This is a genomic window from Thermaerobacillus caldiproteolyticus (assembly GCF_015326725.1).
Classification (GTDB): domain Bacteria; phylum Bacillota; class Bacilli; order Bacillales; family Anoxybacillaceae; genus Thermaerobacillus; species Thermaerobacillus caldiproteolyticus.
Genome location: NZ_CP064060.1, coordinates 2,267,471 through 2,282,479, shown reverse-complemented (window position 1 = coordinate 2,282,479; position 15,009 = coordinate 2,267,471). Strand labels below are relative to the sequence as shown.

Below are 15,009 nucleotides of genomic sequence, written 5' to 3'. Positions count from 1 at the left end.
TCAGTAGCTGCGAGATTTCTTAGGTCGGTTATCGTTGGAAGGTCGCCCTTGAGCTGCTTCTTTGAACGGCATTGCTTAGTAGAAGAAGCCGGTTACAGCCGTTATTGCGATGAAGTGCTTAAGCAAGGGGAAAAGTGTGCCTACTTGCTTAAGAAAAAAGGTGGTACCGCGAAAGTTACTCCTTTCGTCCTTTTCGGATGAAGGGAGTTTTTTATTTTTACGATAGGAGGGAAAACAAGATGGAGACAAAAGAGATTACAATGTCGACAAAGTACGACCATAAAGCTGTCGAAACAAACCGCTATCAATGGTGGCTGGAAGGCAAATTTTTTGAAGCAACAGGTGACAGCGATAAACAGCCGTTTACTATTGTCATTCCACCGCCAAACGTCACAGGAAAATTGCATTTAGGTCATGCGTGGGATACAACGTTGCAAGATATTATTACGCGCATGAAACGGATGCAAGGCTATGACGTTCTATGGCTTCCAGGAATGGACCATGCCGGTATTGCGACGCAAGCAAAAGTAGAAGAAAAGCTTCGTCACCAAGGGCTTTCCCGCCATGATTTAGGACGTGAAAAATTTGTTGAAGAAACGTGGAAATGGAAAGAAGAATACGCCGGTCACATTCGTGAGCAATGGGCGAAATTAGGGCTTGGATTAGATTATACGCGCGAACGTTTTACGTTGGACGAAGGGCTGTCCAAAGCGGTTCGCGAAGTATTTGTATCGTTGTACAAAAAAGGCTTAATTTACCGCGGCGAATACATTATTAACTGGGACCCGGTAACAAAAACAGCGCTGTCAGATATTGAGGTCATCTATAAAGATGTACAAGGTGCGCTTTATCATATGCGTTATCCGCTCGCTGACGGCTCTGGCTACATTGAGGTAGCGACAACACGTCCAGAAACGATGCTCGGTGATACAGCGGTAGCTGTGCATCCAGAAGATGAGCGCTATAAGCACTTAATCGGCAAAACGGTGATTTTACCGATTACTGGTCGTGAAATTCCAATCATCGGCGACGAGTATGTCGATATGGAATTCGGTTCCGGAGCAGTGAAAATTACGCCAGCGCATGACCCGAACGACTTTGAAATCGGGAACCGTCATAACTTACCACGCATTCTCGTTATGAACGAAGACGGTACGATGAACGAAAATGCGATGCAATATCAAGGACTTGATCGTTTTGAATGCCGTAAGCAAATCGTCAAAGACCTTCAAGAACAAGGAGTTCTTTTCAAAATTGAAGAACATATGCATTCTGTTGGTCACAGTGAGCGAAGCGGTGCCGTTGTTGAGCCGTATCTTTCTACACAATGGTTCGTGAAAATGAAACCGTTAGCGGAAGCGGCGATTGAGCTACAAAAAACAGACGGAAAAATCAACTTCGTGCCAGAACGTTTTGAGAAAACGTATTTACACTGGCTAGAAAACATTCGCGATTGGTGTATTTCTCGTCAGCTATGGTGGGGACACCGCATTCCGGCTTGGTATCATAAAGAAACTGGAGAAATTTATGTGGACCATGAGCCGCCTGCGGATATCGAAAATTGGGAACAAGACCCAGACGTATTGGATACATGGTTTAGCTCCGCATTATGGCCATTTTCAACAATGGGCTGGCCGAATACGGAATCTGAGGACTACAAACGTTATTATCCAACCGATGTACTCGTAACAGGATACGATATCATTTTCTTCTGGGTATCGCGAATGATTTTCCAAGGTCTTGAGTTTACAGGAACACGCCCATTTAAAGATGTATTAATCCACGGATTAGTACGCGATGCGCAAGGACGGAAGATGAGCAAATCGCTCGGCAACGGTGTCGACCCGATGGATGTGATCGACCAATACGGCGCTGACTCGCTTCGCTACTTCTTGGCAACTGGAAGCTCACCTGGTCAAGATTTGCGCTTCAGCACAGAAAAAGTAGAAGCAACATGGAATTTTGCGAACAAAATTTGGAACGCTTCCCGCTTTGCGTTGATGAACATGGGCGGTCTAACATATGATGAAATTGATTTAACAGGCGAAAAATCGGTTGCGGATAAATGGATTTTAACGCGTCTCAACGAAACGATTGAAACGGTAACGAAGCTGGCGGAAAAATATGAATTTGGCGAAGTTGGTCGAGCGCTTTACAACTTCATTTGGGATGACTTATGCGATTGGTATATTGAAATGGCGAAGTTGCCGTTATACGGTGATGACGAAGCAGCGAAGAAAACGACTCGCTCTGTTCTGGCGTATGTACTTGACAATACAATGCGTCTATTACATCCATTTATGCCGTTCATTACCGAGGAAATTTGGCAGCATTTGCCGCATAAAGGCAAATCCATTACGGTAGCGAAATGGCCAGAAGTTCGTCCGGAATTAACGGACAACGAAGCGGCAGAGGAAATGCGCCTGCTCGTGGACATCATTCGTTCTGTGCGCAATATTCGTGCAGAAGTGAATACGCCATTAAGTAAGCCGATTACGCTGCATATTAAAGCGAAAGATGCGAGCATTGAAGCAACGCTGAAGAAAAACCGTGCTTATCTCGAACGATTCTGCAACCCGAGCGAATTAGTCATTGGCACTGATATTCCGGCGACGGAAAAAGCGATGACCGCAGTGGTAACTGGCGCTGAATTAAGCTTACCGCTTGAAGGATTAATTAACATTGAAGAAGAAATCAAGCGTCTCGAAAAAGAACTTGAAAAGCTTGATAAAGAGGTCGAGCGCGTTCAAAAGAAACTCAGCAACGAAGGATTTCTTGCGAAAGCACCGGCTCACGTTGTCGAGGAAGAACGAAAAAAAGAAAAAGATTATCTTGAAAAACGTGAGGCAGTCCGTGCGCGCATTGCCGAATTAAAAAAATAGACAATCGTCTTATTCATCATTTATCATGAAGACGAATCCGCTTTCTTGGATTCGTCTTTTTACTACGTTGACAGGGGAGATGTGAAATGGTTCACACATATAAAGAGGCCATCGATTGGATTCACGATCGATTACCGTTAGGAATCAAACCGGGATTAAAACGGATGGAATGGTTCATGGAGCAACTAGGACATCCAGAGCGCCGCGTGAAGGCGGTTCACATTGCCGGAACGAACGGCAAGGGATCAACCGTTTGCTATTTGCGCCATATTTTGCAAGAGGCGGGTTATTCCGTCGGCACGTTCACATCACCATATGTGGAACAATTCAATGAACGGATCAGCGTGAACGGCAAGCCGATTCGCGATGAAGAGATTGTCGAACTTGTGCAAATCATCAAGCCGCTTGCTGAAGAACTTGAAAAGACAGAGCTTGGTGCGCCGACCGAATTTGAAGTCATTACTGCGATGATGTTTTACTATTTTGGGAAAATGAATATTCAAGACATGGTCATCATCGAAACAGGTCTCGGCGGCCGTTTTGATTCGACAAATGTCGTGTATCCAATCCTTTCGATCATTACAAACATCGGCTATGACCATATGAACATTTTAGGAGATACGCTTGAGAGCATCGCTTTTGAAAAAGCCGGAATTGTTAAATCAGGTGTTCCCGTCATTACTGGTATTGAGCAATCGGAAGCATTGCAAGTTGTTTCGGAAAAAGCAAACTCTCTCAAAGCAAAAACGTATGTCATTGGAAGAGATTTTATCCTCACCAATCACTCAGCAACAGAAACAGGGGAACGCTTTTCGGTTGAAACACCATTTGCACTATACCGTGATATAACGACAACAATGTTCGGGACTCATCAAGTAAAAAATGCCGCGCTCGCAGTCATGGCAGCCGATTATTTGCGGACGTATTATTCATTTATCATTGAGGAAGAACACATTCGTGATGGAGTGGGAAAAGCCAAATGGATCGGCCGTTTTGAAGCATTGTCCGATAATCCGCTTATCATCATTGACGGTGCACATAACGAAGCAGGCATTCGTAGTGTTATTGACACGGTACAAACGCACTATCCTGACAAAGATGTTCACGTATTGTTTGCGGCCTTATCCGATAAGCCGCTTGAAAAGATGGTTCAACCGCTTGCTGATATCGCTGAGACGATCACATTTACTTCTTTTCCTTTTCCAAGAGCAGCAACCGCTGAACAATTAGCTGCCTTATGCGAACATAAGGCAAAAGCGTGTGAAGATAATTGGCAGCGATGGATAAAAGAGAAACAGATCAACTATAAGGATACTGACCTCTTTTTAGTAACAGGTTCGCTCTATTTTATTTCTGAAGTGAGAAAATTCTTGAAAAAATAATATTTATGTAGGAACAATTGTTGGTATAATGAAAGAAAAATAGTACTTTTGAAGGGGGGAGGAGTGAGTGATACAGAGAAAAAACGCTTTCATGTTCTTTGGTTTCGTCATTATTCTCTTTAGTTTGTTTTTTAGCAATGGAAATACGGTTTTAGGAAGTAGTTCGGATAACGCTTCCTTAGACTTTGATGTAACACCTTCACAAAATGAATACGCTAAGCCGGCAAATGAAGACGCTCAAGGAAGGTTAGACGTGACGTTAACCCCCCAAGGAAAAATTACCAGCATTGTCCGTCCGCCTATTGATGTTGTCTTTGTTTTTGACGTGTCAGGATCGATGGATGAATTAGGAACAAATCCGATGAAATTTCAAAGTGCCAAACAAGCGCTCAGCTCAGCCGTAGACTATTTCAAGGCCAATGCGAATCCTAGTGACCGATTTGCCCTTGTTCCTTTTTCTAGTGATGTTCAATACAATAAAGTCGTTCCGTTCCCTAGTGGAACGTATGATGTCAAACAGCATTTAGATAAGATTTTACAAACGGCTAATAGCCTCGTTGCAAATGGTGGAACTAACTACAAGCAAGCTTTGCAGCAAGCTCAATCGTTTTTCAACGATCCGACCCGCAAAAAATATATTATCTTTTTAACGGATGGGGTGCCAACGGTTTCTAAAGCGAAAGAGCCGGTTACGTATGAAGTTTGTGAAGGAATATGGCCGTGGAAAAAATGCAAACAAGTAACAGAAGATTTAGATGTCGAATATGTACTATACTCTGATGGAAGAACAGCGGATCGAACTATTTATTATCCAAGTGGTAAGCAAACAGCCACATACCGTAGTTATACAACTTACAAAAATTTCGAAGAAATAATCCGTACTCATGGAATTAATGTGGCAAAAGATCTTGGAATGAACAATATTACGCTTTATTCCATTGGCTTTGGTGACAATAAAGACGTCGATATGGATTATTTAGAGAAGCTATCATCGACAACAGGCGGGCAAGCGAAGCAAGGAACAGCTCAAAACTTAACGGAGATTTTCCAACAATTTTCGAGACTAGCAACCGACCCGGTATTAAGCGGAACGGTAAAAATTCCGTTAAAAGCGTTTAACGGAAAAGTACAGATTGTGGAAAACGAAAACGTTTGGCTTGACGATGCGAAAGAAAATGCATATATAACCTTTAACATCAGTTATAAAGTCGGGCAGCCGGCACCGCCACCCGTTAATATTTCGATTCCGGTCTTATTTAAAGAAAAAGGAACATATACATTTAATTTGGAACTAACGTATCGTGATGTGTATGGAGTGCTGCAGCCAGCAAAGACAAAATCGGTGACGGTAGTCGTGAAAGATGAAGTTCCCCCTTCATTTACAGGCAATGTTCGTTTACAAGGAATTTCAAGAAATGTTAGTGACTTAATCAAATACGGAAACAATAACAGCGACTCCAATCGGTTTACCGCCCAATATTCATTAACCGCCGTTGGATATGTGGGAAGCGGTGTGACGGGTAACTTGAGCAATATTAAAATTATTCAGCCTCTTCCTGAAGGAATTACCGTTGTTCCTTCACCCAATGTGAATGTTTATAGCAATAATGATGTAACGTATGCCGAAATCGATTTTCCAAACACCAATATTGATTATACAAAATTAAATAGCGCCAATCTTACAGCTAGTTTAACGTTGCAAGCGAACTGGGCGATGGAAGGGGTGCAATTGCCAATCGCAACTGTTTCGTTTACAGATAGTAAATATGGTGCGCGTACTTCAACATTGCCGGTAGCCCCGCAATTCATCAGCATGAAAGTGCGGCTATTAGAATTTCCTGACATTTATTATGAAGGAGATAGTCGCGGGCTTGTTTCAAAGTGGCAATCGTTAGCTGCATCTACTAATTTGCTTGCGACAACAAAACATCCGAACGACTATGGTCTGTTGATGTTACCAATCAAATCGATGGAATTTAAGCCAAATAGCAGTGACCTTGTCATCATCGTTACGTACAAAAATGATGAAATCGTTGAATTAAACCTAGCCCCTCGATTGAAAATTTTTAAAGAGAACGGTCAAGAAGTGGCGAGTGGCTCCGTTGTCACAGAACCGACAAAAGTGCGTGTAGTCGGCTTAGTGGCAGGGGAAGGGGTATCGTATGAATATCGAGTGGAAAATGCCAAACAAGATGCAAGTTGGAAACCGTTAAATGATCCTTATGAAATACCGATTACCTTCGATGGATATTCTGTTATTTCCGTCAAATCAAAAGGCGGTTTTACAAAAGGAGACGGCATTGCCACTGTATCTTTAACCTATAAAAAATTGATTAGCCAATTACAATTAGGAACGTATCAATCAACGATGAATGTGGGAGCCACCCAAACGATTCCGGTAACGATTGTACCGAATGACGCAACGGACCAATCACTTCAATGGACTTCAAGCGATCCGAACGTAGCAACGGTCAACGAAGGCCAAGTGGTTGCTGTTCATCCAGGTGTAGTCGATATTACTGTTAAAGCGCAAGACGGCAGCAATGTCACAGCTACAGCGAGAATAACGGTTATCGATCCAGTAATCCCGCTTGAAGCAATTCAATTCAAACAGCCGATTTTGTATGTTACAGTAGGAGAGCAAATAGAAATTAACTCAAAAATCACATTTATCCCAAGCAACGCGACAAACCAAAAAATTAAGTCTGTTCAATCTAGCGCTCCGGAATATGTTGAAGTGCGTTCGCAGAATGGAAAATGGTATATTGTTGCCAAAGATATCGGATATGCGACGATTACCGCAGTCGCTGACGAAAAAAACCCGCTCGGTCAGGACATTGGTGATTCGATGATGGTCATCGTTCAAGAAAAAACATCTTCGGACGGTGAAAATGGAAAGAATAGATGGTAATAAAACGACATAGGGCACACCCTATGTCGTTTTTATTTCACTGTGAGCTTATCAACGATGACATCTAGTTTTTTTACAAATGGAAGTCCTAAGCCACGGTCGATAAACACAGATTTATCATGGCGAATGACAAAACGAGCTTGTTCTTTTTTGTCTAACGATGAAGGAGGAGTGAATGAAATCGTGCCATTTTGTTTTGTCGCTGAACCGCGATATGTGTTAATAACAAGACCGGATGTATCCGCATCCGTAACTGTTTCGTTTTCGTTTCCGCGGGCAAACAATCCACCTTTAATATTAATGTAAGACCCTACTGTGTAAAGAACGGCGTTGCTATCTGTATAAAAATATCCTTTGAGATTTGATTTATCAAATGAAAAAGAGTTATTAAACTCATTGATACGAGCGATTTCTAGAGGTCCTTTTGATAACAAAACAACTTGTTTGTCGTCCCAACCAGAAATGTTCGCGTTGTAAATAAACGTACGATTAAGAACGTAAATGGTTGAATCAAGTTGTACATTTCCGCTAATGGTTAGATTGCCAAAAACGAGAATATTTCCTCGCACTTTCACTGGTTTGTTTACGCTATTTCCTAAAAATAAATCACCGTTCACAACAAGCCATTTGTCTTTTAAGTTAATCTCTCCACTATCAATAAAAAATGATGGAAGCTCATTGGACTCAAGAAGGATGGATTGATTTGATGTTTCTGATAAGCCACTTTCAAGAGAATGGGCATTATCGAAAATAGTAAATTGTTTTTTAAACTCATTGAGTAGTTGCTCGCTACTTTTATCAATGTTTGCTTCATACTGTTGACTAAACGTTTCAATCCCTGCCGCATTCAGAAGTTTGTCTTTGAATGTCCAATCAAAATCGACATCGATAAATTCGTCTTGCTCTTTTTGTACGGAAGGTCCTTGAGATTGAAAATGGACATCGTTTGAATAGTTCGATAAAACACGTTCAAAGCGATTGTTCCTAATATCGTAGCAAGCATCTGCCCCATTCTTGTTGTCACAAGAGTAATGGCTACCGTTCACAAACAATATACTCGTTTCACTTGTTGTTGGAAACGAGGTTTGTTCGATATATTTTTGTGAGTTGTCAATGTAATTAGCAACATTTGTGACATAAAAATCCTTTCCTGCATAAATATTTCCGTCAATATATGCTCCGCCATTTAATGTAACATCCTCGTTTGAGCCGATAGCGTATTTTAAAAAGCTTGGTGTATTGGTTAAAATGACTTGCCGCGAGACGGTTTTTGCACCGGATGATTTCGAAATGATGTAGACGCGTGTAAATAGCTTTGTACGGTTGATTTGCTTATCATTCGTTATATCTTGAATCGTTATTTTATATTTTTCTTGTAAGGCTGGGAGAAATGTGGCCAAGTCCGCATCGAGCTGGAGGGGAGTTGACAGCTCTAGCTTCTCTATTTCAACTTTCATTTCCGCAATCGTTTCTTCAATCGCTTGCGTCGCTTCATGAAGCGATTCGACGTCCTGCACGCGCACTTCAGTGAATTTTGCCTGATAAATGGAGGCGGATAAAATAGTCAAGCCGAGAATGAAAAAAATCGTGATAATCAGCAAGGTGACTACTAAACTATATCCTTTATCATTCATGAGTCCACTTCCTTTAAAATCCGAATTCCGTTTTTAATGTAAATGGTTTTATATACAGGAAGTCACTTGGTGTTTCATGGTCACGGTCTTGGACGGTGAGCATGAACGTGACAATCCCGCTTTGACAAACGCTGCCTTCTTGTCTAACGCAGCTGTACGAAAGTTTCGATTGATTAGAAAGAATTTTTAAGTGATCTGAGTTTAATTTTTCATCGTTAATGAATACCGCATCGTTTTGTAATTCAATAGACAATGTTTCAGTAGCTGTCTCTTTTTCTTCGACAAGTCCAACAGATGGGTTAATGACTTTTTGTTTGTTTTTGATAAACTGAATTCGTTCATTCGTCGTTCCTTCCATATCAATCCCATCCGGCGAAAATTGATAAAGCCTATTCATGATTGTTGCGACCACATAATCCGCCTCGCTGCGCAGCTGATTTTCAATGCCGATTCGCTTATACGCATTTATGCCGCTTAGAAACACGCCGTAGATCGAAGCGAGTATGAAAGAAGAAATAGTAATCGCCGCTAATAGTTCGACGAGCGAGATTCCTTTCTCGTTATTAACGAATTGTTTCATTTGCGATCACACCTTCCAGCCATTCCGCGTCCTCCTCTTTATCTCCCCAGCGGACGATAACATAGATTTTAAGCAAGTAGTTTTGTAAGTTTGGATCTGTATTTTTGATACTTTCTCCTTTGATTTTTTGTTTCAGAGATGATGGAAATTCCGGCGGGGGAGAATTCCGTAATTTATTCCATGTTTCGGTATCGTTATAAGGAACGAGGAATAAGTGAACGCGCTTTTCGTCGTAGGTAACATTATTAATGGTCGGCCGAAGGAGCGCCTCGCAAACTTGTTGGTTCTCAAACAATGATGAGCTGCAGTGGGAGGCGTCAATTCGCGCAAACGGTTCGTCTGTGTTATGTATTTGTTCGTCGACATATTGCTTCAATGCCGTAAAATCGCGGTGTTCCATATATGCTAATATACCGCGGGCGATGTTGATGGCGACTGTTTTCCCTTGGTTGTATGTCGTGTATTTCATCGCGTTCGTAAAAAAGGAAAACATTCCTATTGCAACAGCGGACAAAATAACAATAGACGCTAATATTTCGATCAATGTAAATCCGGTTGAAGCATGGAGTGCAAAAAATTTCTTCCGCTCCATTTCGCATACCCTTCTTTCAAAATAGATAACTTTATTATACAATATGTTAGAGTCAAGTATTGTTTTATTTTTAGGAAATTTGTCTGATATTGTGTCGGGAAACGGGGTGAAACATTGAAGCCGGTTTTATTTACGCTTGTTGCTCTTATGACTGTCATTCCTTTTTTATTCATGTTGCCCCTTGGGCTGAGCCGGCGTGGGAAAATCGTTGCACTTGTGGTTTCGTTATTGTTATCACTACTTGCAGTGATGGCGAAATCAGTTTTTCCACTTTGGCAGCTTGGACTGCTTTTATTGCTGCTCGCAATGGCAATGACGTATTTGCTCGATCGTCAACTTGGCCATGTTCTTTACGCGGCTGCGAAGGAAGAAGAGGACGAAGATGACTATGATCCTTTTTTATTTCATGTACAAAACGAAACGAACGCAGCAGCTGAAGAGCAGGAAGTTGTTCCCAGACATGATGATGTCATTTTACCGACTGAGTCAATGGTCCCGGTTGAAGAGCAGCCATCGATCGAGCCGTTAGAAAAAGAAGAAATTTTAAAAGAGCCTCTTCTATCTAACGATGAGACGAATGCAGAATTACTAGAAAATGATGATGACATTCAATTTCTTGAACATCGTTTTGAGTTGTTGGATGACATCGTCAAAGATGAAACAAAGCAGGAGAAACATGATTCATTTGCTGGAGAGGAGCCGTTTTTTGTTGAAGCAGAAGCGGCATCTTTATTGGAAGTAGACGAAATCGAGGATAAAGCTTTTCCAGAAAAGGAAATGATGGAGCCATTACCGAACGATGAATGGCTTTCTGAATGGCATCCTGTCGACGAGCAGGCGGAAGAGGTAATGGCTGTTGAAGCGCTTCCCGACATCGAGATTGTTCAACATACCGCTGCTGGTAATAAGTCACCACTTCAAAAGCAATTGTTACATACGGTCATTACTGAGCTTCAGTTGAGCCGAAAGCATCTTGAAAAGGCGGAGTATGAACGCTGTATCCATCAATGTCTCCACGCTCATTTACCTGATGATGATTATTATGCGTTTGCGCGTTTGTTAATCGAGCATTATCTTTTAGAAAAAGATCATGACAAACTTGCTTCATGGCTTGCTCATTTGCAAGAAAAGTTCGCTCATTATCCGATTCTATTAAAAGAAATCCAGTTTCTTCATCATACATTGATGAAATCATAACAGACAGGTGTGGTGAAAGTATGAAAAATAGTGCGCAAATTGTAGGACTTCCGATTATTAGTATTTCTGACGGAGTGCAAATTGGAAAAGTGAACACATTAGTCATTAACCCGGAAAAAGGTTCGATTGACTTTTTAACCATTGAACAAGAAGATGCTCAATTAAGTTTAAAAGCGATTCCTTTTAAAAAAGTTGTCGGAATCGGGGAATTTGCTGTAACGGTCGAAAGTGAAAACGCTGTGATCGACTTAGCTGAAATCCCGATTGCCAATCAATTGGTCAACAAACAAATTCGTATTAAAAATACAAAAGCGATGACAAGAAAAGGGCAGTTGCTTGGCGAAGTGACCGAGTTTTTTGTGGATGAGGAAACAGGAGAAATTATAGGAATTGAGTTACATACGAATGGACGCCAAGTTGTGTTATCATCTGAATTTGTGCTGACATATGGAAAAGATATTCTCATTGTCAATGAAAATGCTTCTTCATCTTTGCTCGATGAAGCAAGTGCGCTCACTCAAAAAGAAGACGAACAAGAGGATGATATTCCGGAAAAAGGGAAAGAGGAGACAGCGGTTTCTGTCGATATCGAACATCGCGAGCGGCTTTCGGACATGGCAACCATCGAAGAAGAAGCGGAAGACGACGAAGCATTGCAAGCTTTGCGAAAAAAGCAAATTGAACTATTGCAAGGAAAACGAGTGACAAAAGATATTCTTGACCAAAATGGCAATGTATTGATTGAAGCAGGGACAATTTTAACAGTGGAACATATTACAAAAGCACAAGAGGAAGGGCCGAGCGTCATTGTCGATGTATCGATGAACGTTGAGGCGTAGGCAAAGGGGGCTTTTGCTTGTGAGGCAAGCAGCTGCGGTAAAATTGTTCGTTGTCATTATCATTTGCACCGTCTATCTTATTAGTTTCTCACAAATCGGCGCCTTTGCTTATCAATCATTTTTCGAGGAGCCGAACCGCTTTGCTGAAGGAACAATGATTGGCACCGTTTCTGTATCAAAGCAATCAAACGGCGAAGCAGTTCATGTTGTTCAAGAAAAGGTGAACCAATGGAAAGAGTCAGCAGCCATACAATTAATCTATCAGGAAAACAAAGAGACGATTCCTGCACAACTGTTTACCTTTCAAGTCGAACGAAGCGTCAAACAAGCCGTTAATGGGCAGCGCTCGTTGCTCATTGTTCAATTGGATGAACCGGCGCTCATAAAACGTCTCAAAGAAATGCTTCCCCCATCAATATTCTCTTCTATTAATCTCGAAAAATTAAAACAAGATATGACAGCAATGGCTGCCAACTTGGTGGGGAAACAGTCGATTGATTTAGCCAACTACGTTGTCAGTCAGCCGACAGAACAACCAATTAGTGCGGCGACAATAGAAAATTTAGGGGAAAGCCGCGCGGAGATCATCGCATGGGTGTCGAATCATCCAACGATTGAACTGAAAGGGAAAAGTGTTTTTTCGCTATCGGCTTATTTCCGCCAAACAAATGAACCGCTTTCTTCCGAAGCAATGAGCCTTATTGCTTCGGCTGTGTACGAAGCGGTTTTGCCGACGAATTTTACGGTACTTGAGCGTCATACGAGCCGTGAGTTGCCGGATGGCATCCGACTCGGCTATGAAGCAAGAGTAGACCAAGACAAGCGCGATTTTTGCTTTTACAATCCGAACACAAGTACTTATACATTGCAGTTGAAGGCCGTTAATAACGGCTTCAGCGTCACGCTAACGGGGCTTCCATTGATTCATAAATATGTAGTGAGTGTTGACGGAATTGAATACTTTTCTCCAAAAACGATTGTGCAATATAGTTCGCTGTTACAGCCAAATGAACGGCGGGTAAAACAAGAAGGCAAACAAGGCATGCTTGCAAAAGTAAAAAAAGAAATCTATGACGAAAACCATCATCTGCTCAAAACGGAAGTAGTGGCGGAAGATTTTTATCCGCCGGTGCCTGCTATTGAGGTTCGCGGATTAAAGCTTGGGATTGATACATCAAATAACGCAACAACTCCGACCTCTGGCACAAACGAGGAACAGCCTCCATCAGAACAAAGCAGCCAACAAAGTGAGACCGAGACTACCACAGCGGTACCGCCAACACCTTCCAATCTTGATCAGTACGAAAAGTAGGGATGATCATGATGAAAAAACAAGAACGAAAGCGATTGGGTGATTTATTAGTCGAGGCTGGACTGATTACAGAAGAGCAGCTGCAAGAGGCGTTACGAGAAAAAGCTCCCGGACAAAAGCTGGGAGATGCGCTCTTGCAGCGCGGATATATTACGGAACAACAATTAATTGAAGTGCTGGAATTTCAATTAGGAATTCCGCATGTCAGTCTATATCGTTATCCGATTGACCCGAAATTGACGAATCTTGTTCCAAAAGAATTTGCCAAGCGTCATATGGTCATGCCGTTAAAAGCGGAAGGGGATCGTTTGCTTGTCGCGATGGCAGATCCGATGGATTTTTTTGTGATCGACGATTTACGTCTTTCGACAGGGTTTCATATTGAAACTGCCATCGCCTCGAAAGATGATATTTTGCGGGCGATTAATAAATATTATGACATCGACGAGTCGATGGAAGATTTTTTACGCATGACTCCGACGCCTGAGACGGTGGAAGAAGAACGAGTGACCGAAGAAGATTCACCGATTGTTCGACTTGTCAACCAAATTTTACAATTGGCAGTCGAGCAACGGGCGAGCGACATTCATATTGATCCGCAAGAAACGAAAGTGTTGGTTCGTTATCGCATTGACGGCGTGTTGCGTACAGACCGCGCGCTGCCCAAGCATATGCAAAGTGTATTAACAGCGAGAATTAAAATTTTAGCAAATATGGATATAACTGAACATCGCATTCCGCAAGATGGTCGGATTAAAATGAATATAGACTTCCATCCGGTTGATTTGCGTGTTTCGACGTTGCCGACGGTATACGGGGAAAAAATTGTGATGCGTGTCTTAGATTTAGGAGCAGCGCTTAATGATATTCACAAATTGGGATTTAATAAATTAAATTTGCAGCGATTTATTGAACTCATTGAAAAGCCAACGGGAATTGTATTAATTACCGGACCAACTGGCTCTGGAAAATCGTCGACACTGTATGCCGCGTTAAACCGTTTAAATAGCGAAGAAGTGAATATTATTACAATTGAAGACCCGGTCGAGTATCAACTAGAGGGAGTTAACCAGATTCAAGTCAATCCGAACGTCGGGTTAACGTTTGCGCAAGGGTTGCGCTCGATTTTGCGCCAAGATCCGAACATCATTATGGTCGGGGAAATTCGCGACCGGGAAACGGCGGAAGTGGCAATTCGCGCGTCTCTGACAGGGCATTTAGTATTAAGCACGCTACATACGAATGATGCATTAAGCACGATTACGCGCCTCATAGATATGGGAATCGAGCCGTTTCTTGTTGCAACGTCATTAACGGGGGTTGTTTCGCAGCGGCTTGTTCGCCGCGTCTGCCGCGATTGTCAACAAGAACAAGAACCGACGAAACGAGAAATCGAAATTTTCGCCCGGCGCGGTATGAAAATCGAAAAATTAGTTCGCGGGCGCGGTTGCCCAACATGCAATATGACAGGCTATAAAGGGAGAATTGCTCTTCACGAATTGCTTGTGATGACGGACGAAATGCGGCGCGTCATTTTAAATCACGAACCGTTTTCGAAGTTGCGTGAGTTAGCGATCAAAAATAAAATGATCTTTTTAATTGATGATGGCTTATTAAAGGTAAAGCAAGGGATTACGACATTAGAAGAAGTGCTGAAAGTGGCGATTTTAAGCTAAAGGT

The 15,009-nt window shown here is 42.0% G+C and carries 10 protein-coding genes and 1 other annotated feature (1 of these 11 running past the window's edge); of the genes, 7 read left to right on the top strand and 3 right to left on the bottom strand.

Annotated elements, in window-relative coordinates; translation table 11 throughout:
- Positions 1–195 (top strand) — a binding site (T-box leader); it begins 53 nt to the left of the window's first position.
- Positions 196–239: 44 nt separating this feature from the next.
- The 3 genes from ISX45_RS11435 (at position 240) to ISX45_RS11425 (ending at position 7,175) form a co-directional block, all read left to right on the top strand.
- Positions 240–2,882 carry a valine--tRNA ligase gene (locus ISX45_RS11435; protein WP_194519016.1) on the top strand — a complete coding sequence of 881 codons (2,643 nt, stop codon included), beginning with the start codon at positions 240–242 and terminating at the stop codon, positions 2,880–2,882.
- A gap of 86 nt (positions 2,883–2,968) precedes the next feature.
- Positions 2,969–4,264, top strand: a complete 1,296-nt coding sequence (locus ISX45_RS11430) for a bifunctional folylpolyglutamate synthase/dihydrofolate synthase (RefSeq protein WP_194519015.1) — start codon at positions 2,969–2,971, stop codon at positions 4,262–4,264.
- A gap of 67 nt (positions 4,265–4,331) precedes the next feature.
- Positions 4,332–7,175 carry a vWA domain-containing protein gene (locus tag ISX45_RS11425; RefSeq protein ID WP_228485539.1) on the top strand — a complete coding sequence of 948 codons (2,844 nt, stop codon included), beginning with the start codon at positions 4,332–4,334 and terminating at the stop codon, positions 7,173–7,175.
- 32 nt (positions 7,176–7,207) lie between these two features.
- Here the strand turns inward: ISX45_RS11425 and ISX45_RS11420 are convergent, their stop codons facing one another.
- Genes ISX45_RS11420 through ISX45_RS11410 form a run of 3 tightly spaced genes read right to left on the bottom strand, consistent with a single transcriptional unit; the run spans position 7,208 to position 9,981 of the window.
- Positions 7,208–8,809, bottom strand: coding sequence for a hypothetical protein (locus ISX45_RS11420; protein WP_194519014.1), 1,602 nt, complete (start codon positions 8,807–8,809; stop codon positions 7,208–7,210).
- 13 nt (positions 8,810–8,822) lie between these two features.
- Entirely contained in the window at positions 8,823–9,389 is a 567-nt protein-coding gene (locus tag ISX45_RS11415) for a PilW family protein (protein WP_181554589.1), read from the bottom strand.
- Positions 9,373–9,981: a type IV pilus modification PilV family protein gene (locus ISX45_RS11410; RefSeq protein WP_194519013.1), complete on the bottom strand. Its 609-nt coding sequence runs from the start codon at positions 9,979–9,981 to the stop codon at positions 9,373–9,375. The genes ISX45_RS11415 and ISX45_RS11410 overlap by 17 nt, the downstream gene beginning before the upstream one ends.
- A 114-nt stretch (positions 9,982–10,095) precedes the next feature.
- On the opposite strand from ISX45_RS11410, the gene ISX45_RS11405 reads away from it, so the two are divergent.
- The 4 genes from ISX45_RS11405 to ISX45_RS11390 are packed head-to-tail and all read left to right on the top strand — an operon-like array spanning position 10,096 to position 15,005.
- The gene (locus ISX45_RS11405; protein WP_194519012.1) at positions 10,096–11,178 is read left to right on the top strand and encodes a hypothetical protein; all 1,083 of its coding nucleotides are present in this window, start codon (positions 10,096–10,098) and stop codon (positions 11,176–11,178) included.
- A 20-nt stretch (positions 11,179–11,198) separates the two neighbouring features.
- The gene (locus ISX45_RS11400; RefSeq protein ID WP_194519011.1) at positions 11,199–12,017 is read left to right on the top strand and encodes a PRC-barrel domain-containing protein; all 819 of its coding nucleotides are present in this window, start codon (positions 11,199–11,201) and stop codon (positions 12,015–12,017) included.
- Positions 12,018–12,036: 19 nt separating this feature from the next.
- Positions 12,037–13,329, top strand: a complete 1,293-nt coding sequence (locus tag ISX45_RS11395; RefSeq protein WP_194519010.1) for a G5 domain-containing protein — start codon at positions 12,037–12,039, stop codon at positions 13,327–13,329.
- Between the two features lie 8 nt (positions 13,330–13,337).
- On the top strand, positions 13,338–15,005 hold the full coding sequence (locus ISX45_RS11390; RefSeq protein WP_181554583.1) for a GspE/PulE family protein: 1,668 nt from the start codon (positions 13,338–13,340) through the stop codon (positions 15,003–15,005).
- Positions 15,006–15,009: the final 4 nt, after the last annotated feature.

What these genes read in the sequence shown, in the direction of transcription:
- ISX45_RS11435 (WP_194519016.1), top strand. Translation starts at nt 240, where the DNA reads ATGGAGACAAAAGAGATTACAATGTCGACAAAGTACGACCATAAAGCT.
- ISX45_RS11430 (WP_194519015.1), top strand. Translation starts at nt 2,969, where the DNA reads ATGGTTCACACATATAAAGAGGCCATCGATTGGATTCACGATCGATTA.
- ISX45_RS11420 (WP_194519014.1), bottom strand. Translation starts at nt 8,809, where the DNA reads ATGAATGATAAAGGATATAGTTTAGTAGTCACCTTGCTGATTATCACG.
- ISX45_RS11415 (WP_181554589.1), bottom strand. Translation starts at nt 9,389, where the DNA reads ATGAAACAATTCGTTAATAACGAGAAAGGAATCTCGCTCGTCGAACTA.
- ISX45_RS11410 (WP_194519013.1), bottom strand. Translation starts at nt 9,981, where the DNA reads ATGGAGCGGAAGAAATTTTTTGCACTCCATGCTTCAACCGGATTTACA.
- ISX45_RS11400 (WP_194519011.1), top strand. Translation starts at nt 11,199, where the DNA reads ATGAAAAATAGTGCGCAAATTGTAGGACTTCCGATTATTAGTATTTCT.
- ISX45_RS11390 (WP_181554583.1), top strand. Translation starts at nt 13,338, where the DNA reads ATGATGAAAAAACAAGAACGAAAGCGATTGGGTGATTTATTAGTCGAG.